This window comes from Microbulbifer sp. SH-1 (assembly GCF_011326135.1).
Lineage (GTDB): Bacteria > Pseudomonadota > Gammaproteobacteria > Pseudomonadales > Cellvibrionaceae > Microbulbifer > Microbulbifer harenosus.
In genome coordinates, this window is record NZ_CP046948.1 from 4,247,816 (window position 1) to 4,271,836 (window position 24,021).

The window sequence follows — 24,021 nt, forward strand, 5'->3', positions numbered from 1 at the left end:
GAATTTTGTCAGCTGGAAGCCGCCTTTGTGGCAGGCTGTGGATTGATCGGCGCCAGGCTAATTTCCCCACGCTGAGACTCGATCCATTTATTCATGCGCGTCTCCAGCACATTCAGCGGCAGCGCACCCGCGCCCAGCAGCGCATCGTGGAAGCGGCGGATATCAAAATTGTTCCCGAGCGTCTTTTCTGCGCGCGCGCGCAGTTCCTTGATTTTCAACTGCCCGATCTTGTACGCCAGCGCCTGCCCGGGCCACACCAGATAGCGGTCTACCTCCACCACGATATCGTGCTCCGGCTTGGGGCTGTTTTCCTTGAAGTAGGCGATGGCCTCATCCCGGCTCCAGCCGAGCTGGTGCATACCCGTATCCACCACCAGCCGCACCGCGCGCCACATGTCGTAGGTCAGCGCACCGAACTCGTTGTACGGATCCTTGTACAGGCCGAGATCATATCCGAGGCTCTCTGAATACAGGCCCCAGCCTTCCACAAACCCCGTGTACATCTTGGTGCGGCGCAACGGGTGAATATCCTTTTGCTCCTGCGCCAGTGCAATCTGCAGGTGGTGCCCCGGCATTGCTTCGTGCACCGTGAGCGCTTCCATTTCCCAGGTCGGGCGGCTTGCCAGGTCATAGGTATTGGCAAAGAATACACCCGCGCGTCCGGCTTCCATCGAACCCGGCTGGTAGTAGGCGGTGGTCTGGGATTTCTCCGAGTAAGCAGGGATCGGCTTCACGCCATAGGGCAGGCGCGGCAGGGTGCCGAACAGCGCGGGCAACTCGCCGTCGATACGCTTGGCTATGTCCCGGTAGTTTTTCAGTAGCTCTTCTTTGCTCTGGTAGTAAAAACGCGGATCATTGCGCAGGAAATCGTTGAACTCCTGAAAGCCGCCGGTAAATCCGGTTTTTTCTATAATCGCTTCCATTTCGCTGCGGATACGGCGCACTTCGGCAAGGCCGATGCGGTGAATTTCCTCCGGGCTCAGTTCGGTGGTGGTTTCCTCGCGCACTTTGTGGGCGTACCAGCGAACGCCGTCATCATTCCTGGTGAACGCGGTTTCCGTACTCGCATTGGGAATATATTCCCGCTCCACGTACTCCGCGAACCTCTGCCAGTTTGGTACCAGAGTTTTCTGGTAAATATTCTGTGCTCGCTGGCGTAGGCGAGTCTGTTGTGCGGCGGGAATACTTGCGGGCATTTCGTTAAATGCCTTTAACAGCGGGCTCTGCTGCGGATCGGCGGGAATCAGCGCGCGGATCTGGCCGGGGAGGTCGCGCAAGGTGATCTGCGGCGGGGTCAGCTTTTGCTTCAGGCCCTTTTCCATCAGGATTTGGGTCTGCTCGATCAATCCGGGCAGTTTTTCCAGGCGCGCAAGGATGTTTTCATAGTCTGCGGCATTGCGCTTGGGCATGGCGCTGAGTACGGATGGCACGCTGCGCTGGATGCCGCTCATGTGGTTTACCGGCAACAGGTGGTCGGGGAACTGGTAGCCGCGCACCTGGAGCAGGAGGTCCTGGTACAGCAGTTGGTAGTCGAGTTTTTCGTTTTCGAGCAATCTCGATTCATCAATGTGGCGGCTGGCGGCGAGCAGTTCGCGGGTCTGGCCTTTGCGCCGCTCTATGCCTTTGGTGGATTGATCGGTCCACTTTTTTTCCACCCCGGGGTAGCCTTCGTAGGTTCCTCTTTCCGGGTAGCTTTCCATGATCCAGCGGTAGCGCAGGTCCTGCAGGGCGTGAAGCTTTTCGCCCGCGCCTTTTTTGGAGAGCGCGTTCAGGTCTTTTTCAAAAACTTTCTGGTCCATGGCTTGGACGTTGAAGCTTGCGGCCATGATGACGACGGATAATCCGACGGATTTAGAGTTCAGGATTTTTTTGAATGGAGTGGGAAAAAGCATGGTACTTCCTGTCTCTGATTGTTCTATTTGTAAATAATTTTTGTATTCGGAGCACCGAGACTGCGCTCTGTTCTGGCGGCTGTGGCGGCCAGGCATCGGGTATTCGTTTTCGAAACCGCTGTGAATACATCCCTGTACGCTGCGTCGGCGACGTGGCCCGGCCGCTTCAACGCGGCGCCTACGGCCCCTGTCGCCGACGCTTTCGAAAACGAATCCCCGACACCCGGCCTTCGCTTTAAGTTATGTACTTCGTAGCGGATACGTAATCAGATAGCAGCAGCCTGGCCGTTGAAATTGTTGTTGGCCATGGCTTCGATTCGTTTGCGGATCTGTTCTTCGATGCCTTTGGCATCCAGGCCGATTTCCGCGAGTAATTTCTGGTGCTTGCCGTGCTCGATGATTTTATCCGGCAAACCCAATTGCAGTAGTGGAACAGGTCTGATTCTCTGGTTCAGATATTCCGCTACCGCGCTGCCGGCGCCGCCGGCAATGGTGTTTTCTTCCAGGGTGACCAGCAGATCGTGGCTGTCGGCCATGCGGGCGATCAGCTCCTCGTCCAGCGGTTTTACCCAGCGCATATCCACCAGCGTTGCGCCGAGCCTTTCCGCCGCCTCGCGCGCCGGCGCCAACAGGGTGCCGAAGCTCAGGATCGCCACACTGGCCCCCTCGCGGATGACCCGCGCCTTGCCGATTGGCAGCTCGGTCATTTCCTTTTCGATCTCCACCCCCGGGCCGGTACCGCGTGGATAGCGCACTGCGGCGGGACCTTTGTGCTGGTAGGCGGTGTAGAGCAGCTGGCGGCACTCGTTCTCATCGCTGGGGGCGGCGATTACCAGGTTCGGCAGGCAGCGCATGAACGTTAGGTCGAAGCTGCCCGCGTGGGTGGGGCCGTCTTCGCCGACGAGGCCGGCGCGGTCGATGGCAAAGGTCACATCCAGATTCTGGATCGCCACGTCGTGCACCATCTGGTCGTAGCCGCGCTGCAGGAAGGTGGAGTAGATCGCCACGACCGGCTTCTGGCCCTCACAGGCAAGACCGGCGGCGAGGGTGACCGCGTGCTGTTCGGCAATCGCCACGTCGTGGTAGCGCTCGGGAAAACGCTCGGCGAAGTCCACCATGCCGGAGCCCTCGCACATGGCGGGGGTGATGGCGACGAGCTTGTCGTCCAGTGCGGCGGTATCGCACAACCACTGGCCGAAAATATCCTGGTACTTCGGACCTTTCTTTTTGGTCTCTGGAGCCGCGACCTGAACCTTGGGTTCCGGTTCGAGCTTGTTCAGTGCGTGATAGCCCACCGGGTCTTCTTCCGCCGGGCCGAAACCCTTGCCCTTGGTGGTGACGATGTGCAGTAGCTGCGGGCCGCGCTGGTTGCGCAGGTTGCGCAGGGTATGCACCAGATCCTGCATATTGTGGCCGTCCAGCGGGCCAACATAGTTGAAGCCCAGCTCCTCGAACAGGGTGCCAGGTGTGATCATGCCCTTCACGTGTTCTTCGGTGCGCCGCGCCAGCTGCCAGGCTTTGGGAATCACCGACAGGATCTTGCGGCTGCCCTCGCGCATGCTGAGATACGTTTTGCTGGCGAGGATGCGCGCGAAGTAGGTGGCGAGGCCGCCCACGTTCTTGGAGATCGACATGCGGTTGTCGTTCAGCACTACCAGCATGTCTCTACCGGTGTGCGCAGCGTGGTTCAGGGCCTCGAAGGCCATGCCGGCGGTCATGGCGCCGTCGCCGATGACGGCAACCACCCGGCGCTCGTCCGGGGAGCCCAGTGCCATACCCAGCGCCGCGCTGATGGAGGTGCTGGAATGGCCCACGCCGAAGGTGTCGTAGGGACTTTCACTGCGCTTGGGGAAGCCGGACAGGCCGCCCTGCTGGCGCATGCTCAGCATCTGCTCGCGGCGGCCAGTGAGGATCTTGTGGGGGTAGGTCTGGTGGCCAACATCCCACACCAGGCGGTCTTCCGGGGTGTTGTAGATGTAGTGCAGGGCGATGGTAAGTTCGACGACGCCGAGGCCGGCACCGAAGTGGCCGCCGGTCTGGCCCACACAGTACAGCAGGTATTCGCGCAGTTCGGTGGCCAGCTGGGGCAGTTGTTTTTCCGGCAGGGCGCGCAGTTGAGCCGGATCGTCGATCTGGTCGAGCAGCGGTGTATGCGGGCGCTGGCGGGGTATCTGGTCGAACATCTAGGGTCCTGAATTCGGGCGTTCGGGCCCGTCTTCACGCGCCGCTTGGCGATGGCAAGCGGCGCTGGGCCCAAAGTATCAATTGCAACTGATAATGGAAGGGGATTGTATGCCCACGGGCGCGAGATTGCATCCCGTGGGCTGGAGACCGGGATCAGTGATCCCGATGGACTATATAGTCCGCCAGCTGCTGCAGCACGGCGGTGTTGCCGCCCAGTTGCGCGAGAGCGTCAGTGGCTTCGCGGTGTAGCTCGTCGGCCTTGGCGCGGGCGCCGTCGAGGCCGAGGAGGGAGACGTAGGTGGGCTTGTTGCGGGCGGCGTCGGCGCCCTGGGTTTTGCCCAGAGTTGAGGTATCCGCGGTCACGTCGAGGATGTCGTCCTGCACCTGGAAGGCGAGGCCGATGGCTTCGGCGTAGCGGGTGATGGCCGCCAGTTGCGCCTCATTGGCGCCGCCGATCAATGCGCCCATTCTGGCGCTGGCGCTGATCAGGGCGCCAGTCTTGAGGCGGTGCATCTGCTTCAGTTGTTCCAGTGACAGGGAGTGGTTCACTGCGGCGAGGTCGATGGCCTGCCCGGCGACCATGCCGCGGGCGCCGGCGGCGTGGGCCAGTTCGGCAACGAGGCGAATGCGCAGTTCCGCGGACAGTGGTGCGCCAGCGAGGAGTTCGAAGGCCTGGCATTGCAGGGCGTCGCCGGCGAGGATCGCGGTGGCTTCATCGAACTGGATATGGCAGGTGGGGCGGCCGCGGCGCAGGTCGTCGTCGTCCATGGCCGGCAGGTCGTCGTGCACCAGCGAGTAAGCGTGCACACACTCCAGCGCGGCCGCCGCTTCATGGCTTTGATCTGCGGCGGCGGTACCACCAAGGGCTTGGGCTGCGGCGTACACCAGCGCCGGGCGCAGGCGCTTGCCGGGGCCGAGGGCGGCGTAGTTCATGGCGGCGAACAGCGCGCTGGCATCGGACTGCTCCGCCAGCGCCGCTTTCAGGGTCTGTTCGACCTGGAGGCCGGAGGATTGCAGGAAAGCTTTGAGTTTGGCGGGTATTGCGGCCGGAGTATGGGCTTGGGTGGAAGTGCTCACTTACTCCGTATCTCCGGAGAATTCGTCTTCCGCGTCGAATGGCAGTTCCTGTACCTTGCCGCCTTCTTCCATCAATACCTTGACCTTCTGCTCGGCGCTCGCCAGTTTCTGCTGGCACTCGCGGGTGAGCTTCACGCCCCGCTCAAAGTCCGCCAGTGCCTCGTCCAGCGGCAGGTCGCCGCTTTCCAGGCGCTCCACCAACTGTTCCAGTTCCTCCAGTGCGCTCTCGAAGGTAGCGGTTTTCTTTTTCGCGGCCATGACGTTGTCCCGATAATAGTCCCGATAAATGGCGTGGGTATCCAATTGCGGGCAACCTTAGCGGCTGCGACGGAGGGGGTCAATTGGCGGCGCAGGTCACACCCCCTGCGACAATATGGCGCACTTGCGCGGGCGGCGTTTCCGATAGCATTTCCGGGTTTAGAAAAAAGGAAATTGCCGTGCGCCCTGCCGTTGTGTTGTTGCTGAACCCTTTTGCCCTGACCGTGTCTGTCGCTGCACAGGCGGAAACCGTCCACCACGCTGACAACGCGCTGGAGCAGGTCATTGTCACCGCCACCCGCGAGGCCAAGGCTCGCTCGGAGCTGGCGGAATCCGTCGGCGTAATCAGTGAAAAGGAACTCGCGCACATCGCCCCGGCGCACCCCGCGGACGCGCTGAACCGAGTTGCCGGGGTGCACGTGAACAATCTGGGTGGGGAGGGGCATATGACCTCGATCCGCCAGCCCATTTCCACCGCCGGGGTCTACCTGTTTCTGGAAGACGGCATCCCCACCCGCCCCACCGGTTTCTTCAACCACAACGGCCTGTACGAGATCAATGTGCCCCAGAGCGCGCAGCTGGAAGTCACCAAGGGCCCCGCATCCGCGCTGTATGGCAGTGACGCCATCGGCGGCGTGATCAATGCCGTCACCCGCGCCGCACCGGAATCCGCGGAAGTGAGTCTCAACGGAGAGGTGGGTGCAGACGGCTGGCAGCGCGCGCTGATTTCCGGCGGCAACCGTATCGGCAGCGACAGCGCCTTGCGCGTGGACATCAACAGCACCACCAGCGAGGGCTTCCGCGAGGCGTCGGAATACACCCGCACCTCCGTGAGCGGTCGCCTCGACAGCAACCTGGCGGAAGGCCTGCAGAGCAAAACCGTGCTGTCCTACTCCACCATCGACCAGAGCGGTGTCTCCGGCCTCGAGGAGGAGGATTACCGCAACAACGTAGAAAAGAACCAGTTCCACGGCGACATCGGCTTCCGCGAGGTGGAAGCCCTGCGCTTGTCGTCAGAACTGGCCTACACCCCGAGCGACCGCAGCCTGATTACCGCCACCCCGTTCGTGCGCCACAACAGCATGGTGATGATGCCGAGCTGGATGGTGACCTACGATCCGAATATCCGCGATACCGAATTCAGCTCCTACGGACTGCTGCTGAAATACCGCCGCGACTACGACCGCGGCGAGGTGATCGTGGGCGTGGACGCGGACTACACCCCCTCGGAATACGCCGAAGAGCGCATTACCGTGAGCCAGCAGGGGGATATCTATACCGATTACCAGCGCACCGGTGTGCTCACCTACAGGTTCGATTCCGAACAGACCTCGGTGTCGCCCTACATCCACGGCGAGCTGGAAGTGGGCGACGCCTGGCGCCTGAGTGCGGGCCTGCGCTACGACCTCTTCAAGGTGGATTACGAAGACCGGCTGGATACCCCGAACACCGACGCCTCCCACTACCGCCCCGAATCCCAGTCGCGGGACTACGACAACCTGAGCCCGAAACTCGGCGCGGTGTACCAGATTGCCGTCAATCATCAACTTTACCTGAGCTATCGCCACGCCTTCCGCGCTCCCACTGTGGGCACTCTGTTCCGCCCCGGTTCCACCCAGGACACCACCGAGCTGGACCCGGTGACCAGTGTCAGCCAGGAAATCGGCCTGCGCGGCCTGCTGGCCGAGCGGGTCAACTACGAGCTGGCGGTGTACGACATGACCACCGAAAACGACATCGTCAGTTATATCGCCCCAATCGAGGAGGGCAGCGACCGCAAGACCACCAACGCCGGCGAGACCAGCCACAAGGGCGTGGAGCTGAGCCTGCAGGCACCCATCGGCGAGGAGTGGCAGCTGGGGCTTTCCTGGGCGGCAATGCGCCAGCAGTACCGGGACTTTTCCTATGTGTTCAGCCGGTTTGATCGAAGCTGCCGCTGCATGGTGAGCGAGAACCTGAACTTCGCCGGTAACGACATCAGCGGCGCGCCGGAAACCCTCGGCAACGTTACCCTGGCCTACACACCCGTATGGCTCGCGGGCCTGCGCATGGAGTTGGAGTGGTCGCACATGGGCAGCTACTTCACCGACGAAACCAACAGCCAGCAGTACGACGGCCACGAGCTGGTCAACCTGCGCGCCACCCACGAATTCAGCGACGACGTCTCGGTGTACGCGCGCCTGTCCAATGTCACCGACGAGCGCTACTCCACCTACACCTCCAATCAGGTGGGCGACGAAGACCTGAGTTACCGACCGGGCCTGCCGCGCTCCCTGTTCGCCGGTGTGCGCTACCGCTTCTGAGCACGGAAACAATAAGAAGAAACAACGATGAATCTGAAAAAACAGTGGCTTGAGTGGCACAACCGACTGGGGTGGTGGGCGCTGGCGGGTATTCTGATCTGGGCGCTGTCCGGCATCAGCCACCCGATGATGGCCTGGTTCGGGCCGCAGGCGGCGAAGTTCTTCCCGCCGTCGGTCAGCCTGCAGCCCGGGGAACTGGCCGGACTGCCGCAGTTGCTCGGTGATCCCGGTACCGTGGCCGGCGCCAGGGTGGTTAAAGTGGTGCCGTCCGCAGGCGGACCACTGCTGCAGGTCACCGACAGCGAAACCGAGCCGCGCCGCTACTATCGCCTGAACGACGGCAATCAAGTGCTCGATGGGGATCTCGCGCAGGCGCGCTGGCTGGCGGGCTATTACAGCGGCCGCAGTGACGACCAGATCGCCGATGTGCAGGTGCAGACCCGCTTCGACAACGACTATCCCTCGGTCAACCGCCTGCTGCCGGTGTATCGGGTACGCTATCAGGGCGAGGATGACCTCACCCTGTTCGTCCACACCGAAACCGCCGCGCTGGCCTCCATGAGCGACAGCAGCAAGTCGCTGCTGCAGGGCATCTTTCGCCAGCTGCACACCTTTGCCTGGTTGGATGACCTGGAATACGGCCGCCTGATCCTGATTGCGCTGTTCATGCTTACCCTGACCGCCTTCGCCGCCACCGGCCTCGCGCTGGTGCTCGCCCTGAAAAGCCGCATGATCAAGGACGGCAAGCGCCGCTACCACCGCGTGCTCGGTTATGCCCTGTGGCTGCCGCTGCTGGGCTGGTCCACCAGTGGTTTCTACCACCTTTTGCAGTCGTCGCTGGTGGACGAGGTTCAGGGCCTGCGACTGGGGCAGGCCGGTGGATTCGCCAACCTGAGCGATGACTTCCAGTGGGTGCAGAATCTCGATGGGCGCGCCATCAACAGCCTGTCGCTGGTGACCGGCCCCGAAGGCGCACCGCTCTATCGGTTGGGACTGGCCCCCGCGCAAAGCGGCGCGCCCGTCAGTCGCAACCAGCGCTTTGACGGTCTGCCCGCGGAAGTCGGCGCGGTGTTCGTGGATGCGCGCAGCGGTGCTGTGCTGGGCAGCTTTGGTGATCGCGAGCAGGCGCAGTGGCTCGCCGCGCGCCACGCCGGCATCAAAGTCGCAGATATCGCGAATATGCAGTTGGTGACCCACTACGGGCCCGATTACGACTTCCGCAACAAGCGCCTGCCGGTGTGGCGTATCGATCTCGCCGACACCGACAAGCGCATGCTGTTTGTGGACCCGGTGACCGGGGTGCTGGTGGACCAGACTCGCGGCATCGACCGCGCCGAGCGGCTGTCTTTTTCCCTGCTGCACAAGTGGAACCACCTGGCGCCGTTGATCGGCCGCGAGGCGCGGGACTGGCTGATCGTATTCACCCTGGTAGTGCTGCTTGTGAGCAGTGTGCTGGGCGGCCTCATGCTGGTCGGGCGCAGGAAACGCGGCCGCGCGACGGACAGGGCCCCGGAGCAGCCGCCGGTTAGCGCTGGCCCTGATGCCGCGCCGGCGACACAATAGAACGCTGAATTCGTTGTCGAGGACCGGTCGTTGTGACTTCCGAATTGCCGACGCCTGCTTTACTGAATCCGTCGCAGGCCGGGGATAAAACCGCCATCACCAATCTGCGGCGCCTCACTGTACTGCGCGCCCTGGCGCTTAGTGCCTATATCGGGGTCAGCCTGTGGCTGGCGGATGCGCTGAGCGGTGGCGCGCTGGTGTTTGTATTGTTGGGGGTGATTACCACCCTGGTCAGCGTCTGGCGCGCCCGTGGCAGTGTCGCTGTCGGTCGTGCCGAATTTTTCGGCCACCTGCTGATGGACTGGCTGTGGCTGCCGCCGCTGCTCGCCTTCAGCGGCGGCGCTGCGAACCCATTCGTCACCTATCTGCTGGTCCCCCTCACCATCGCCGCCGCCACCCAGCCGCGTCTTTACGCCTGGTTGATGGCCGCCATCAGCATCGCCATCTACACCGCACTGATGATCTTTTTCCCCGGTGTTGATGGCGGTCACAGCGGCCACACAGCGCCCGATATGCCAGCGGCCAGCAGCGAGTTCTATCGCCACCTGATCGGCATGTGGGCCACGTTTACCTTTTCTGCGCTGCTGATTGCGGGATTTGTTAACAGCATGGCGGAAGCCCTGCGCAGGCGCGACCGCCACCTGCACAAACTGAGGCAGGAGCAGGCGCGGCGGGATCAGGTGTTGTCGCTCGGCACCCTCGCCGCGGGCACCGCGCACGAACTGGCCTCGCCGTTGCAGACCATTGGATTACTTGTGGAAGAATTGCAGGCCCAGCGCGATCGGGATAACGACATCGACGAGCAGGATCTGGCTCTGCTGCAGCAGCAGGTCGGCCTGTGCAAGCAGGCACTGGAGCAGTTGAAGAGCCGTGCCCGCGACCCGGAGGGCCGCGACGAATTCCAGCCGGTGGCGAAATTTCTCGAGCGCAGCCTGGAGCGCTGGCAGCTGCTGCGCCCAGACGCGCGTTTTGCACTGGTACAGCAGGGCCCCGCAACCCTTGAGGCGCGACTGCCGCTGACCCTGGAGCAAACCCTTATCAACCTGCTCAATAATGCGCTGGATGCCTCGCTGGCGGCGGGGAAAAAAGCACCGGTGGACATAAAGGCCCTGTGGAACGGCGAGCGCCTGTCTGTGGAAATTGCCGATAGTGGCGCGGGGCTGAATGTCGGCAGTCTGGAACCCACGGGTTTTGGTATCGGTCTGATTCTGAGTAAAACCGCGCTGGCGCAATTGGGGGGCCGCCTCACCTTGAAGGCCCGCGAGCGGCTTTCCGGCACCGTGGCCATCATCGAACTGCCACTCGCCACCAAGCCCAGGGAGATATTGTTGTCGTGAACAAGCCGCGCCTGTTGATTGTCGACGACGAATCCGGCACCCGGGATATGCTGGAGCGGGCTATGTCCCGCCGCGGCTTTGAGACCCGGGTGGCGGCAAATGTGGATGAAGCGCAGGGTATCATTGCCCGGGAAAGGTTCGACAGCGCGCTGCTGGACCTGAAAATTCACCACGACAGCGGCCTGGAGCTAATCGCGCCGCTGCGCTCATCGAATCCCCGTGCGCGCATCGTTCTTCTCACCGGCTATTCCAGCATCCCCACGGCGGTGGCGGCGATCAAACTCGGTGCGGACGATTATCTGTGCAAACCCGCGGGCGGTGATCAGCTGGTGGCGGCGCTGCTCGGGGATTCGGGTGCCCGCCATGAAGCGCCGCCGCTGCCGGATATTGCCAGTGCGCCACCTTCGGTAAACCGGCTGGCGTGGGAGCATATCCAGCGGGTGCTCGCGGAGAATGATGGAAATATTTCCGCCACTGCCCGGGTGCTGGGAATGCACCGGCGCACGCTGCAGCGGAAATTGCAGAAGCGGCCGAAAGTGCAGTAATACTGGCGATCGTCATACCGGCGCAGGCCGGTATCCAGAGTTTGGCTTTGGTGGAGCTGGATCCCGGCTCAAGGCCGGGATGACCTACTCAGGGTAGGAAATTCTGGATCTGTCGCCCGCCGCCTTGAATCTCCCGCTCCATCAGATAGTGCGCCAGCGCCCGTTTCTGACTGTTGCTAAAGCCATAGTTCGGCATCGGCGGTGTGGGGGTGTCAAAGTAATCTGCCAGCTGTTTGAGCGTGTACCTGCGGCTCAGGTTTTCCAGCGGTAATTGCTGGTGGCAGCGGATGCAGTTGCGTCGCTCGAAAATCTGCGCCCCCTGGCGGGCGGCGTCACCATCTATAGCGAGTGGCTTTTTGGGCGCGGTGATTGAGGGGCGCTGGTCTGCGGGTGCGGCGGATGCATCCGGTTTCGCCGCGCCCGGTTGTACCCGGTACACTGCGCCGGCGTAGTCGTCGGAGATGTAAATATTACCGCGCGCATCTTCGGCGATATCCACCGGGCGGCCGTACACCGTACTGCGGTCATCCCCCAGAAATCCCCATAGGAAATCTTCCGCGCGGATCTTGCCGCTGCCGTCCCAGTGCAGCGCCACCACTTTGTAGCCGTCTTTCACATCCCGGTTCCAGGATCCGTGCAGTGCCACCAGCGCGGCATCGCGGTATCTCGCCGGCTGTTCCGGACTGCGCAGAAAACGCATACCCAGCGGCGCGTTGTGAGCGCGAAACTCGTATACCGGGGGGATGGATGCGGCGATTTTCTGCTGGATGTCCGAGTTTTTCCCCTCGCCAAAATCCGGATCGGGTACGCGGTCGCCGTTGGCATAGGGCCAGCCGTAAAAGCCGTCTTGCACAATACGGTTCAGCTCGCAGGGCGGAAAGTCGTTTCCCAGCCAGTCGCGTCCGTTGTCGGTGGCGTAGAGGGCACCGTCTTTCGGCGACCAGTCGAATCCCACACTGTTGCGCAGCCCCGTGGCGTAAATCTCGAACTGACTGCCGTCCGGGCGAAAGCGCATGATGGCAGCGCGGTGCGGGTCTTCCTCTTTGCACACATTGCAGGTGGAGCCGCTGGAGAGGTACATCCAGCCATCCGGCCCCATGCCGATGGTCTTGGTCCAGTGGTTTCCGGTATCCGCCAGCCCGGTCACGATCTTCTGATAGCGACCGGCGATGCGTCCGTCGGAGTGGTCGAATAGCGCGCGGCCGACACCATTGCTTTCGGCGATGTACAGCCAGTCCTCAAACAGTGCCAGACCGTGGGGACGCTGCAGGCCATCGATCAGTACCCGCTGGCCGTCGGCCTTGCCATCGCCATTGCGATCCGCCAGCAGTAGGCTCACCTGTCCGAGCCTGGGCTGTGAAACCAGCAGGTCGCCGTTGCGGGTTACCGCCATAAAACGCGCGTTGGGTACTTCGTCGCTGTAGAGATCCAGACGATAACCCGGTGCCAACTGCAACTGGTGCCGCACCGTCTTGTCATCGGTATGCGCGCCCAGCAACTGACCCCAGGGCAGATTGACACCGGGAATCAGGCCAGCGACGACCGCCGCCACCAGTAAAACAATGCTGATGGCGGCAAATGCTGCCAGGAAATAAAAAGTTAGCGCGCTTTTCGACGAGGCTCTCACAATCGTCTTGATCTCGTAACAAAAGTAACTATAGTAGGCCGCTAAATGTCGCACAGCAGTACCAGTTGCGACACACGACACCGCTCCCCCGAATCCCTTTCCAAGAAAAGTGTGACGCCAGTCACATGTATGTAAGACATCTCTTACATCAAGTTCAGCACTTTCCCACTACCCGAATTTTCTCCAGCGACCATAATGTAATTGCAAGGACGGATAACGGATTGCACCGGCGGCAAGGACAGGTTCCCAAGGATTGGAGACCGCGCTGCCAGCCTGAATGGATTTGGGCACCATCCTGTGAGACGCACCGCTTGGGCTGGACTGCTCAAGCGGTGTTTTACATTTGGGGCGCTGCAAATTCCCCCTCCGGCCGCCGATTCCATTCTGCCACTCCCGCGCGTTCTCCCTCATTTAGCACATCCTGTAATTGGTGCCGATCGTGACACTTTGCCGTTCTGCACCAAAGATCTGCACCACATTCTGCCGGCTGTCTGGAAATCGTAACAAACCTCCGCTTTAATCAGCACAAGACGGTCCAAAAATTGTGGCCGCGGAGGATAAAGCATTCAGTAATCTACTGCTGTATTCGTTTGTTACGCAGCCACCCTGGCATCATTGGTGGTCAAGCCTTCATCGCTTCCAGATTTCGTCTCTTTTCCCCAGTTTCTCTCGCGCCACCGCATTTTCCCGCTTTATCCGCCGTTATTTCCCGCTCCAGTCCCTGTCCCTGTTTCAACGCCTTTTCCTGCTCCGCCACCAGAACCGCGCCGGAATTCCTTCGGGGCTCTGTGGTTTTCGGAGTATGCCAATATCGGAGGTGAACACATGCAAGCACAAATCCTGAGATTGAATCTCGCAGGACAGCCGTTGGAGTGGTTGAGTTGGGAGGAGGCCGCCTGTCTGTATGTGCGCGATCTGGTCACCTGGACCCTTGGCGGTGTGGTGCAGACGGTGCGCGGCGGCGTCAACCGCAGTGGTGAGCGCTCGCGGCTGGATCTCGCTGCGATCATCGCCTGCGGTGGCGAGCGCATGGCGCGCCCACGCAATCGCCCTCCGCTCACCAACCGCGCTCTGTTTGCAAGAGACGAACACACCTGCCTCTACTGCGGCAGCTGGTTTCCGCTGCGCGAACTGACCCGGGACCATGTACACCCGGTGTCCAAAGGGGGGCGCGATGCCTGGGAGAATGTAGTTACTGCCTGCCGGCGCTGCAATCAGCACAAGGGAAACCGGCTGTTGCAGGATATTGATATGGAGTTGCTGGCGCTGCCGTTTGTACCCAATGCGGCGGAGTACCTGGCGCTAATCAACAGTGTGCGAATTCGCGGCGACCAGATGGAGTTTCTGCGCGGCCAGTTTTCCCGGCCGCGGCAGGTGGGGTGGCTATTGGCAGACGGGCTGCCGAAAGCGGGTTGACCGCTGCGGTCTCACACCGCACGGCGGATCAGTGCGGTGAGGTAGGCGCAGAAGTCGTGCCCGTGGTTCTGCAACATTTTCGGGAACATGGAAATGGGCGTCATCCCGGGAAAGGTGTTGACTTCGTTCAGATAGATTTCGCCGCTCTCGGTGAGGAAGAAATCAATCCGCGACAGGTCTTCCAGTTGCAGGCCGACAAAGGCCCGCCGCGATGCCGCGTCAATCCAGCCCAGCTGGGCTTCAGACAGCCCCTCCGCCACCACATGAGTCAGCGCGCGGCTGCCCTCCGCGTATTTTTCATCGTAGCTGTAGAAGGTATCTGACGGCGCGCAGACTTCGCCGGGCGCGGTAATCACCAGCTCTCCCTCATAGGTGTAGGCCGCGACTTCCAGTTCGCGCACCTTGAGGCATTTTTCCACCAGCACATAGGGGGACAGGGTAAAGGCTTCCTGCAATGCGCTTTCCAGCGCGGCTTCGTCGCTCACCTTGTAGCAACCCACAGAGGAACCCTGGTTGGATGCTTTTACAAACACCTCGCCCCACAGCTTGAGCGCGTCGTGGGCCTTGGCGGTTTCCTCCGCGGTGTTGGCGCAGAGGAACTGGTAAGGGGTATTGTCGATACCGAGCGCGCTGAGCCACAGTTTGGTGGTGATCTTGTTGAAGCAGATCTTGCTGGCCTCGGGACCGCAGCCGTAATAGGGCAGGCCGAGTATCTCCAGCTGCGACTGCAGATCGCCGGTTTCACCCGGATAGCCGTGAATGGCGGGGATGACGTAATCCACCGGCTGCGCGGCGCCACTGGCGCTGTAGAGCAGCTTGTCCGAGCGCAACTCACGCAGGGTACCTTCGGCATCCTGCAGCCGGCCGGCGCTGTCCATGGTGACCCGGGTGAGCTGGATGCCTGGTGATTTCGCCAGCTCGCGCTGGATGAAATCCGCGGTGCGCAGGGATACATCGTGTTCGCTGCCGCCACCGCCGCAGATCAGCAGTACCTGGATATCATTCTGTTGGCTCATCGGGCTCTCATCCGTCGAATTCTTATCAATCGGTCTATTTGTCAGGGCGCCGCCGGTGCGGAGAGTACCTGCGCACATTGTGCCGGCATTTCAGGCTTTTTCGGCGGTTTCTCCGGTTTTGGTTTTGCCGGCGCAGTGCCGTTCAGGATGGCGTAAAACTCATCGCTAAACCACCAGTCCAGGCCGCCTTCACAGGGTTTGCCACTCACTTTGGGCTGCGGCACACAGCTGCTGTCTCCCGGCGGGCAGTTCAGGCGCACATGAAAATGATAGTTGTGCCCCCACCAGGGGCGCACTTTGCGCAGCCACTCGTTGTCGTTACCGGCAATATCGCACATTTTCCGCTTGATGGTAGGGTGCACGAAGATTCGCGCGACACGTGGGTCCTCGGAGGCAATGCGCAGAATGCCGGGAATACGCGGATCCCAATTCCGTTTCAACAGAATGTGTTTGCGGTCGTCGGCGATGGGGGTGGCGGATATGTTGTCCCGTTCCCATGCGGTCAGCGGGCGCTCCGCAGCACGCTTGTCCTGGGAGAACCAGATATCCGCGTCCAATCCCATCTGATGGCTGGCGTGGCCGCTGCTGAACGGGCCGCCGCGGGCCATCGACATGTCGCCGATCTGCAGGCGGCCTAGCCCGTTTTCTGCCACCGCGTTGGAAAAGTCCTTGAGGAACTCCACCAGGTAGGGGCTGCCGTAGTGGCGGTTGCGCCCGGTGCGCACCAGTTGGAAACCCTCCCCCCGCAGCGGCATCTTCTCCGCGCCACTCAGGCAACCATTGCTGTAGCTGCCGATACTTTCGGGTAACTGGTTTGACGGGCGCTTTATCGCCTCCCACGGATTCTTGGCCAGAGCTGGAGCCGCGCTACCCACAAGCAGTGCGCTGAACAGCGCCAGGCAAAGGAATCGGGCGGCGAGTGAATGGGGCGTTACTGAAATGCTGATTGGCGACATGATGTACTGCGATTGTGTCGGTTAGTGTTTTTGTGCCCGGAGAATTATAGAAGTTCCGCCGGCGACTTCTGTCGAACGATCCGCTTTCATGCAGATTCACGAATATTGCCCCGGCACAAATCCACTATGTTTGTGATTGACCCGCTGAACTCCCGCGGGCGAAACAAGCCGCGGAATCCTGCCATTCTATGACCCTCGACCAGATCGTAATTCTCGCGATTATTGCCGTCACCATCGTGCTCTTTATCTGGGGGCCCTGGCGACACGACATGGTGGCGCTGGCTTCCCTGCTGGCCTGCGTGTTCACCGGGCTGATCGAACCGGAAGCGGCATTCAGCGGTTTTGGCCATCCCGCCGTTGTCACCGTCGCCTGTGTGCTGATCCTGAGCCGCGGGCTGCAGAGTACCGGCGCGATGGACGCACTGGCGCAGAAAGTCGTCCCCAGGCGCGGTGGTGTCACACTGGCCATTGCCTCGCTCACGGCGCTCGGCGCCGGTATGTCTGGCTTCATGAACAATGTCGGCGCCATGGCGCTGTTGATGCCGGTGGCCACGGATATGGCTGATCGCTATGAACTGCCGCCGGGCAAGGTGCTGATGCCGCTGTCCTTTGGCACCATTCTCGGGGGGATGACCACCCTGATCGGCACACCGCCAAATCTGATCGTATCCGGCTTCCGCGCCAATGCTGGTGCGGGCAGCTACGGCATGTTCGATTTCACGCCGGTGGGTTTGGTGGTGGCGCTGGTGGGGGTGTTGTTCGTGGCACTGATCGGCTGGCGCCTGGTACCGGCGCGCACCCAGGTGGGAGCGAATACCTTTGAAACGGGCACCTATCTTACCGAGGCGCTGGTAGGGGAAAAGAGCGCCGCCATCGGCAAATCGCTGGCGGAGCTCGTGAAAATGATCGGCGACGAGGATGCACAGGTAATTGGCCTCGTACACAACAATGCGCGGGTCTCAACCGCCATGCCGGGGCTCAGGGTGCGCGCGGGGGATTTGCTGGTGATTGAATCCGAGCCGGAAGCCCTGTCGGCGGTCCTTTCGAGCCTGGGGTTGACGCTGGCGGCGGACACGGAAAAAACGGACAGAGACAAGGACGGAAAGGAAAAGAGCGAAAAAGACAAAAACGGCGAGGACAAAAACGGCAAGGACAAAAACGGAAAGGACAAAAACGGAAAGGACAAAAACGGCAAGGATAAAAACAGCGAGGATACACCGGGGGCGCGGGAAAGCAGCGGCGCCAGTGCCGGCGGGACCGCCGACAAGCCCCCCACGCCAGCGACCAACGACTCTGGTGCCCCTCGTGAACTCGTCGGTCCGGGTACCGTGGATATACCTCCCGAGCTGGGGCGCGCGGAAGAGAGAGCGAAGAGCGCCGCTGAAGTGGGAGAGACAAAGCGCGGACAGGAGAGAAAAGAGGCGGAGGAGAAGCGCGCCCGCGATCGCGCCGAGATGGTGCTGCGGGAAATGGTCGTGCTGCCGGACTCATATCTGATCGGGCGCACCGCGGAAAATCTGCGGCTTGCCGGCCGCTATGAAATCAACCTGTTGGCGCTGTCGCGCCAGGGACGTCGCTCGGTCAAGCGCCTGCGTTCCACACCGCTGACCGGTGGCGATGCGTTGCTGATGATGGGTACCGAGGAAAACCTGCGCAACTTCGCCAACGAACAGCGGTGCGTGCCTCTGGCGCAGCGGGACATCACCATTCCCAATAAGGAAAAGGCGTATGTAGCGCTCATTGCGATGGCACTGGCGGTGGCGGGGGCGGCGTTTGGTCTGCTGCCGGCGGCCATTTCCTTCGCCACCTGTGTGCTGGCCTATATGGCGCTGAAGGTGGTTCCGCTGCGACATGTGTATGAGTCGGTGGATGGATCGGTGATTGTGCTGCTGGGGGCGCTGATTGCGGTGGCGGAGGTGATGGATTCCAGCGGCGCCGCCGACGTGGTGGCCAAATCGATGCTGGACAATGTGGCGCAGGGGCAGCCGGTGGTGGCGCTGGTGCTAATACTGGTGGTGACCATGACCCTGTCGGATTTTATGAATAACGCGGCGACGGCGGCGGTGATGTGCGCAATCGCGCTCAGTGCGGCGGGGCAACTCGACGTGAATCCGGACAGTTTCCTGATGGCGGTGGCCATCGGAGCCTCCTGTGCCTTCCTGACACCAGTCGGCCATCAGAACAACACGCTGATTCTGGGCCCGGGCGGGTTCAGGTTTGGGGATTACTGGCCGATGGGATTGCCGATGGAACTGCTGGTTATCGCGGTATCGGTACCGATGCTGTTGTGGGTCTGGCCCCTCTAGGCCACATCGTCGTCCGGTGCCGCCGCCAGGTCCGCAAGATATTTTCCGCAGAAGCGCAGTGCATCGGTGACCGTGACTATCCCCGCAAGCTCGCCTTCTTTCATCACCAGCACCGAACCTATCCCTGTCTCCGCCATGGCCAGCAGGATCTTGTCGAGGGGGTCGTGGAGGTCGGCAATGTAGGGGCGACGGGCGCAGACGTCGCGCACATAGAGCTGTTGTTCTTCCAGCCGGTGACCGGGAGAGCGCACGCGGTCTATGTCGCCCTGGGAAATGACGGTTTCCAGGTCGCCCTCGCGGGTGACCGGCAGGTGGTGGACGCGGTGTTCCTCCATCAGCGCCTCCGCGGCCTCAATGGGGGCGTCGATGTCGATATGGTAGGGAAATGGCGTCATTAACGCCGCCAGTGTGGGCATACGGTGGATATCCCGTATTTTTGCCATAAGCCTCGGTACTCCCTAACGGATTGCATCTCGATGTTCTGTTGCCGGGCAGCGCGCCGTTCCGGCAACGGGTTCAACAAGAATAGAACGAGGTCGAATCAATATCTGCTAAATAAAAAATTATTCGCCCTGTTGGCTATTCATAAACAAGTCAGTATTATGCGCAGCGCCTGGCCGGAGGTCTCATATGCTGGGGCCTTGTAACGCGGCGGTCTGGATTTGGCATCCGGGCCCGGGTTGAATTTCCGGAAACAGGCATTATCTATAGCCATATCTTGTGATCTTCATTTAACTGAACAGTCGGCCTTATGCTGTTTTTAGTCGAGTGTTTAATTATTACCAGTAAGTGGAAACCGTGGATATGGAATATCGGTGAACACCGGTGGTCTATCGTCGAATGGCCGGGGCTGAGCGTTGGCTTTACACTGTTTTGAATTGATATTTCTTTACACAGCAAGCACTTGACGTGCCGATATAACGGAATTTGGGTGGTATTTCTCAGGGCTTGGCGTGCATCGTTCGACGCCTGTTGAATTCCGCTTGGACTATTTCGTTTGTGTCTATCTTAATAAGGTGGGTGATATACGGCGTTTCGGGTCAGCTTGCGCGCGATTGATTCAAGACGGTGGATTGGAAGTCGCGAAGTCTGTCCGGCGGAAATTTTATCGGGATTGAACACCGCTAAACCGGTGATTCTTCATTAAAACACACTATCAAAAGCATAAATCTTTTATATATATCGAGGCTCAATATATATGTTTCAGGAATACGACCAGATCGAACAGCAAATCGCCGAGCACCAGGCCAGAATTGAAGAGCTGCAGGAGCAGATGGCCAAGGCCGAGCGCAAGAAGCAGGGCGTAATCGCGTTCGACAAGGCGTTGGTCAATCTGGCGGCGGAATATGAAATGGAAGAGGAGGAGCTGTACTCCGCGCGCGGTGAGCAGATCGTCGAGTGGCTGGTTGGTCAGCTGAACAATGACGATGCGCCGGATTACATCCGTACCCTTAAGGCCCGCGTTGCCCGCACACTGAAGCGCGAGGGCGAGGCACCGCGCCGTAGCGCTGGCCGCCGCGCCACCGCTTCTGCCAAGCCGGCGGAGCCCAAGCTGGAGACCGGTCACTACCGCAACCCCTATACCAACGCCACCATCGAAAAGAAAAAGCGCAACCCCAAACAACTGAACCAGTGGGTTGCCGAGCACGGCCTGGACAAGGTGCAGAGCTGGAAAATCTGACTCCACCTGCGCACTGACGTATAAAAAAGCCCCCGGTAGTCCCAGCTACCGGGGGCTTTTTGTTTTTCTGGTGCCACTTTTTCAGGCAATGCCGCTCGATTTACGCCAATCGGAATATTCCCGCGCTAGCCGGTAAACGCGTGTAAAGCATTTCAACAATACTTTTCGGAGTCTCGAGCCTGCAGCCATAAACGCTCAGCTGCGAGTTCCACGTTGAAGTGCGTCAACAAGGAGTACCTTGTGCCAGTGAGGTTAGCTTTACCGGGTATCGGCCATTTTTTCCTGCCTTGTTGCCGGTGCATGCGCGCCGCGTTCAACCTCGTGTTTCTCCTGTGCCTGTTGCTTGCGCTCGGCGGCTGTGGTTCCGGCAGGACCGGTACTGACCGTGCGCTCGGCAGCGGCAGCTCGAGCAGTGGCGGATCAAGCTCTGGGTCCAGCAGTGGTGGCGGGGTTGGCAGTGGGCCGGAGCTGACCGGCATTCTCGCCGGCAGTATCCAGGGCCTGTACTACGAGACGCCGAGTTTTTCCGGCCTCACCGATGCCAGCGGTACCTTTCGCTACCGGAAGGGCGAAGAGGTGCGATTTACCCTCGGCGATATCGACTTTGGTAGCGCGCCGGGAGCGCCGGAACTCAGTCTGTTTGAACTGGCGGACAGCGCGCCACTGACATCGGAACTGGACCTGCGAGTGGCGCTGGAAGACCACCAGCGGGTGAATGCACTGGATCTCGTGTCGAACAGGATGTTGCTGCTGCTCACGCTCGACCGCGACCAGGATGCGACAAACGGCATCGACCTTACCGACTGGAACCGGGATCTCTCCGATTACCAGGTGGACTTTGCCTACGATCTTTACGCCTTTCCCTTTCGTCGCGGTGTGGATTCCCTGCCCGCCATCAAAAGCGCGTTTGCCATCAAATATCAGGTGCCGCTCGATGCGCCACTGCTGTACCTCTACGATGCGCTCGGCATAGTGGTGCCGGTGCACGTGCCGATCAGGGAGACCCGCGACTTCAACGACGACGGCAGCATCGAGCAGGAAGTGCGGTGGAAGTACAACAGCCTCGGCCTGCCGCGGGACATTCGTTTCACCCTGGAGCCGGACAACACCGACTTCTGGCGCGAGCGCGTAGTGCTCGAATACGACGGTCTGGGCCGCCGTACAATCATGCTGCGGGAAACCGACATCGACGAGAACGGCAGCGTAGAATATTTCTACCGCTCCGAAAACTTCTACAGCGGGCGCGGATTCCTGGTGGAAGTTCTTGAGGAAGACGGCCAGTTGGAAGTGAGCGAGCGCCGCCGCTATCTGTTTGAATACGACGATGGCGGGAATAATTCACTGTTCACATTCGAGCAGGACAGCAGTGTGGGCACCGGCGTCGACGCCGCCGTTGATGGCATACTCGACACCATCTTTCGTGTGCGCAGCTTTTACGACGACCGCGGATTGCTGGAAGTGCGGGAGGAGGAAACGGATCTCGACGCCGATGGTCTCATCGAGCGCCGCCGGATTTTCGAATTCGGCTACAACAACGCCGGGCGTCTACTGGAACAGGTGGATACTCTCGACAATGGCGTAACCATTGCCGTGGATGGTGTGGTGGATGCGCGTATTGAGGTCGGCTACCGCTACAGTGCCAGCGGGCGCCTGTTGAAGGAGATACTGCGCTTCGACGACAACGGCGACGGTGAGGTGGACCGTGAAAACACCTACGAATTTGTGTATCTGAGCAGCGGCTTGTTGCGCGAGCAGACGTGGTCCTTCGATGCGAACGCAGACGGGCGGATAGATTCCCGTCGCACCTTCACCTACCGCTACCGCAGCGACGCGTTGCTGAGGCAGGTGAAGATGGAACTGGACAGCGACGCCAGCGGCACCACCAATGCCAGTGAGGTGACCGACTACCTCTACAACAGCCGCGGTCAACTGCGGGAGACCGTCGTCGCCACATTCAACAGAGCCGGCGAGCGCCAGAGTCTGCTCACGGTTACCCGTGTCTATGGCGCCAATGGCCAGTTGCTCGACTGGTATCGCGAGGGCGAGGGCTTTACCGGCACCACCAATACGCTGCTGCATCTGCGCTGGCAGTACCTGCCGCTGGACGACGGTCTGCGCTACCTTGTCGACCACTACGGCTATCGCCAGCCGGCGTACACGGAAATCGGCATCACCGATGTGTATCTGCCGTGTATCAATTACCGCTTTGCGGAGGGCGGGACCTTGTGCGCGAGGAGCTGGCCGCTGGAGTGGAAGTTCCGCTGGGCGGAGGTGTGGAAGGCGCCGGGAGTGAATCTCGGTGGCCCGGTGGTGATCCGGCCCGGCGATGTACCGGAAGCAGTGTATTGAACAAGGGAACGTCGCGCTGGAGCGGGTGCTTCAGCGCGACGGCCTGGATCAGTGCATTTTCAGGCGCGGCTTGACGAAGCGGTTTGCCTGCCCGATCAGGTAGAGCAGCATGGCCTTGGGCCAGCCGTGCAGGGCCGCCAAGTGCATGCGGTACAGCGAGCGGTAGGCGAGGCCGGCGAGGCGCCCTTCAATAGTGAGACTGCCTTTTACCAGCCCGCCCATCAGGCTGCCCACCGCATCGAACTTGGACAGCGAAACCAGAGAACCCCGGTCTTTGTAGGTAAACTGCTGCAGCGGTGCTTCCGGTGTTTCCACCAGGCTGATCAGATTGTCGCGCGCGGTCTTTGCCATCTGCTGCGCCGACTGGGCCCGCGGCGGTACCTTGTGCTCCTGTGCATCCAGGCAGCCGGCGCAATCGCCAAGGGCAAAAATATCCGGATCGCTCTTGCTGCGCAGGGTCGCCTCCACTTCGATCTGGTTCTGGCGGTTCAGCGTCAGACCGTCCAGTTGCTGGAGAAAATCCGGCGCCTTCACCCCCGCCGCCCACACACGAATATCCGCGGGAATCACTTCGCCGTCTTTGGTGGCAAAGCCTGTTGCGGTGGCTTCCGCCACCTGGGTACCGGTCAGTACGCGCACACCCAGGTTGCTGAGTTCCTTGGCGGAGCTGTTGCCGAGGCGCGGCGGCAGGGCCGGTAGCAGGTGCGGCCCGGCTTCGATCAATGTCACCTTGAGGTCGCCGTTCTTGATGCGCCCGTAATGGCCCATCTCGTGTACCGCGTCCACCAGTTCCGCCGCCAGTTCCACGCCGGTGGCGCCGCCGCCAACAATGGCAATCTCCACCTTGTCGCGCACGCGGTTTTCCAGCTGCAGGAAGCGGTCCAGCAGTTTGTTGTGGAATCTCTGCGCTTGCTCCGCGCTGTCGAGAAACAGGCAGTTGTCGCGCACCCCGGGGGTGTTGAAGTCATTGCTCTGGCTGCCCAGCGCAATTACCAGATAGTCGTATTCCAGTTCGCGCGTCGGCACCAGTGGTTTGCCGTCTTCGCCGCTAACTTCCGCGAGTTCGATGGTTTTCGCTGCACGGTTCAGTCCCTTCAGGCTGCCCAGCTCGAATTGGAAACCGTTGGCGCGGGCGTGCACCTGATAGTTGAGAGCATCGAGACTGGAATCCAGCGCGCCGGTGGCCACCTGATGCAGCAGCGGCTTCCAGATGTGGGTGCGGTTGCGGTCGATCAGGGTGACTTCCGCCGCGGGGGATTTATTGCGACGGTGAAAACGGTTGAAGGAGAAATGGCGCCCGAGGCTGGTGGCGAGCTGCAGCCCGCCGGCGCCGCCGCCGACAATGACGATTTTTTTCATGACAGAGATTCCTGTAGAGCTAAAAAAATTCTGTGCTCTTCCCGTCCGCTGCTGCGGCTCGCGCTCTGTAATGACCTTACGGTTCTGCTTTTTGACGTGTTCCGCTCGCGGCCTTCGGCTGAGCCGCGGATGTTAGCGGCGAATATTACCGC

Annotated in this window: 17 protein-coding genes; 8 read left to right on the forward strand and 9 right to left on the reverse strand. The window is 60.9% G+C overall.

The genetic code is table 11. The annotated features are described in order from the left end of the window. Positions 1 to 8 precede the first annotated feature (8 nt). From GNX18_RS17475 to xseB, 4 genes are all read right to left on the reverse strand, one after another. Positions 9 to 1,892: a DUF885 family protein gene (locus GNX18_RS17475; protein WP_166219797.1), complete on the reverse strand. Its 1,884-nt coding sequence runs from the start codon at positions 1,890 to 1,892 to the stop codon at positions 9 to 11. Positions 1,893 to 2,158: 266 nt separating this feature from the next. After that, positions 2,159 to 4,075: a 1-deoxy-D-xylulose-5-phosphate synthase gene (gene dxs, locus GNX18_RS17480; RefSeq protein ID WP_166219799.1), complete on the reverse strand. Its 1,917-nt coding sequence runs from the start codon at positions 4,073 to 4,075 to the stop codon at positions 2,159 to 2,161. Between the two features lie 154 nt (positions 4,076 to 4,229). Next, a complete protein-coding gene (locus GNX18_RS17485) occupies positions 4,230 to 5,117 on the reverse strand; it encodes a polyprenyl synthetase family protein (RefSeq protein WP_166220747.1) in 888 nt (295 codons plus the stop codon). A 36-nt stretch (positions 5,118 to 5,153) separates the two neighbouring features. Further along, positions 5,154 to 5,411 (reverse strand): exodeoxyribonuclease VII small subunit, encoded by a 258-nt coding sequence (gene xseB / locus GNX18_RS17490; RefSeq protein WP_166219801.1) that lies wholly within the window; start codon positions 5,409 to 5,411, stop codon positions 5,154 to 5,156. 179 nt (positions 5,412 to 5,590) lie between these two features. On the opposite strand from xseB, the gene GNX18_RS17495 reads away from it, so the two are divergent. Genes GNX18_RS17495 through GNX18_RS17510 form a run of 4 tightly spaced genes read left to right on the forward strand, consistent with a single transcriptional unit; the run spans position 5,591 to position 11,159 of the window. Next, the gene (locus GNX18_RS17495) at positions 5,591 to 7,714 is read left to right on the forward strand and encodes a TonB-dependent receptor (RefSeq protein WP_240914075.1); all 2,124 of its coding nucleotides are present in this window, start codon (positions 5,591 to 5,593) and stop codon (positions 7,712 to 7,714) included. A gap of 27 nt (positions 7,715 to 7,741) precedes the next feature. Beyond that, positions 7,742 to 9,277, forward strand: coding sequence for a PepSY-associated TM helix domain-containing protein (locus GNX18_RS17500; RefSeq protein ID WP_166219803.1), 1,536 nt, complete (start codon positions 7,742 to 7,744; stop codon positions 9,275 to 9,277). A gap of 32 nt (positions 9,278 to 9,309) precedes the next feature. Continuing rightward, positions 9,310 to 10,614, forward strand: a complete 1,305-nt coding sequence (locus tag GNX18_RS17505; protein ID WP_166219805.1) for a sensor histidine kinase KdpD — start codon at positions 9,310 to 9,312, stop codon at positions 10,612 to 10,614. After that, a complete protein-coding gene (locus tag GNX18_RS17510; protein ID WP_166219807.1) occupies positions 10,611 to 11,159 on the forward strand; it encodes a response regulator transcription factor in 549 nt (182 codons plus the stop codon). Before GNX18_RS17505 ends, GNX18_RS17510 begins: the two co-directional genes overlap by 4 nt. A gap of 88 nt (positions 11,160 to 11,247) precedes the next feature. Here the strand turns inward: GNX18_RS17510 and GNX18_RS17515 are convergent, their stop codons facing one another. Continuing rightward, positions 11,248 to 12,840: a PQQ-dependent sugar dehydrogenase gene (locus tag GNX18_RS17515; protein WP_240914076.1), complete on the reverse strand. Its 1,593-nt coding sequence runs from the start codon at positions 12,838 to 12,840 to the stop codon at positions 11,248 to 11,250. Between the two features lie 771 nt (positions 12,841 to 13,611). Between GNX18_RS17515 and GNX18_RS17520 the strand changes: the two genes are divergently transcribed. Continuing rightward, complete coding sequence (locus GNX18_RS17520) at positions 13,612 to 14,202, forward strand: HNH endonuclease (RefSeq protein ID WP_166219809.1); 591 nt, start codon at positions 13,612 to 13,614, stop codon at positions 14,200 to 14,202. 11 nt (positions 14,203 to 14,213) lie between these two features. Here the strand turns inward: GNX18_RS17520 and GNX18_RS17525 are convergent, their stop codons facing one another. Next, positions 14,214 to 15,218, reverse strand: coding sequence for a D-alanine--D-alanine ligase (locus GNX18_RS17525; protein ID WP_166219811.1), 1,005 nt, complete (start codon positions 15,216 to 15,218; stop codon positions 14,214 to 14,216). 41 nt (positions 15,219 to 15,259) lie between these two features. Next, positions 15,260 to 16,174, reverse strand: a complete 915-nt coding sequence (gene mepA, locus GNX18_RS17530; RefSeq protein WP_166219813.1) for a penicillin-insensitive murein endopeptidase — start codon at positions 16,172 to 16,174, stop codon at positions 15,260 to 15,262. Between the two features lie 188 nt (positions 16,175 to 16,362). Here mepA and GNX18_RS19730 point away from each other — a divergent pair, with 188 nt between their 5' ends. Next, complete coding sequence (locus GNX18_RS19730) at positions 16,363 to 18,480, forward strand: SLC13 family permease (RefSeq protein WP_166219815.1); 2,118 nt, start codon at positions 16,363 to 16,365, stop codon at positions 18,478 to 18,480. Here the strand turns inward: GNX18_RS19730 and GNX18_RS17540 are convergent. Beyond that, positions 18,477 to 18,923, reverse strand: coding sequence for a CBS domain-containing protein (locus tag GNX18_RS17540; RefSeq protein WP_240914077.1), 447 nt, complete (start codon positions 18,921 to 18,923; stop codon positions 18,477 to 18,479). The two genes, GNX18_RS19730 and GNX18_RS17540, sit on opposite strands and share 4 nt — an antisense overlap. 755 nt (positions 18,924 to 19,678) lie before the next feature. Between GNX18_RS17540 and GNX18_RS17545 the strand changes: the two genes are divergently transcribed. Beyond that, positions 19,679 to 20,161: an ABC transporter C-terminal domain-containing protein gene (locus GNX18_RS17545; RefSeq protein WP_138235539.1), complete on the forward strand. Its 483-nt coding sequence runs from the start codon at positions 19,679 to 19,681 to the stop codon at positions 20,159 to 20,161. Positions 20,162 to 20,401: 240 nt separating this feature from the next. After that, positions 20,402 to 22,510 (forward strand): hypothetical protein, encoded by a 2,109-nt coding sequence (locus GNX18_RS17550; RefSeq protein ID WP_166219817.1) that lies wholly within the window; start codon positions 20,402 to 20,404, stop codon positions 22,508 to 22,510. A gap of 48 nt (positions 22,511 to 22,558) precedes the next feature. Here the strand turns inward: GNX18_RS17550 and GNX18_RS17555 are convergent, their stop codons facing one another. Beyond that, positions 22,559 to 23,869 carry an NAD(P)/FAD-dependent oxidoreductase gene (locus GNX18_RS17555; RefSeq protein ID WP_166219819.1) on the reverse strand — a complete coding sequence of 437 codons (1,311 nt, stop codon included), beginning with the start codon at positions 23,867 to 23,869 and terminating at the stop codon, positions 22,559 to 22,561. Positions 23,870 to 24,021: the final 152 nt, after the last annotated feature.

Coding starts and splice junctions, on each gene's coding strand:
- GNX18_RS17475 (WP_166219797.1), bottom strand. CDS start 1,892: ATGCTTTTTCCCACTCCATTCAAAAAAATCCTGAACTCTAAATCCGTC.
- dxs (WP_166219799.1), bottom strand. CDS start 4,075: ATGTTCGACCAGATACCCCGCCAGCGCCCGCATACACCGCTGCTCGAC.
- xseB (WP_166219801.1), bottom strand. CDS start 5,411: ATGGCCGCGAAAAAGAAAACCGCTACCTTCGAGAGCGCACTGGAGGAA.
- GNX18_RS17500 (WP_166219803.1), top strand. CDS start 7,742: ATGAATCTGAAAAAACAGTGGCTTGAGTGGCACAACCGACTGGGGTGG.
- GNX18_RS17520 (WP_166219809.1), top strand. CDS start 13,612: ATGCAAGCACAAATCCTGAGATTGAATCTCGCAGGACAGCCGTTGGAG.
- GNX18_RS17525 (WP_166219811.1), bottom strand. CDS start 15,218: ATGAGCCAACAGAATGATATCCAGGTACTGCTGATCTGCGGCGGTGGC.
- mepA (WP_166219813.1), bottom strand. CDS start 16,174: ATGTCGCCAATCAGCATTTCAGTAACGCCCCATTCACTCGCCGCCCGA.
- GNX18_RS19730 (WP_166219815.1), top strand. CDS start 16,363: ATGACCCTCGACCAGATCGTAATTCTCGCGATTATTGCCGTCACCATC.
- GNX18_RS17540 (WP_240914077.1), bottom strand. CDS start 18,923: ATGGCAAAAATACGGGATATCCACCGTATGCCCACACTGGCGGCGTTA.
- GNX18_RS17545 (WP_138235539.1), top strand. CDS start 19,679: ATGTTTCAGGAATACGACCAGATCGAACAGCAAATCGCCGAGCACCAG.
- GNX18_RS17555 (WP_166219819.1), bottom strand. CDS start 23,869: ATGAAAAAAATCGTCATTGTCGGCGGCGGCGCCGGCGGGCTGCAGCTC.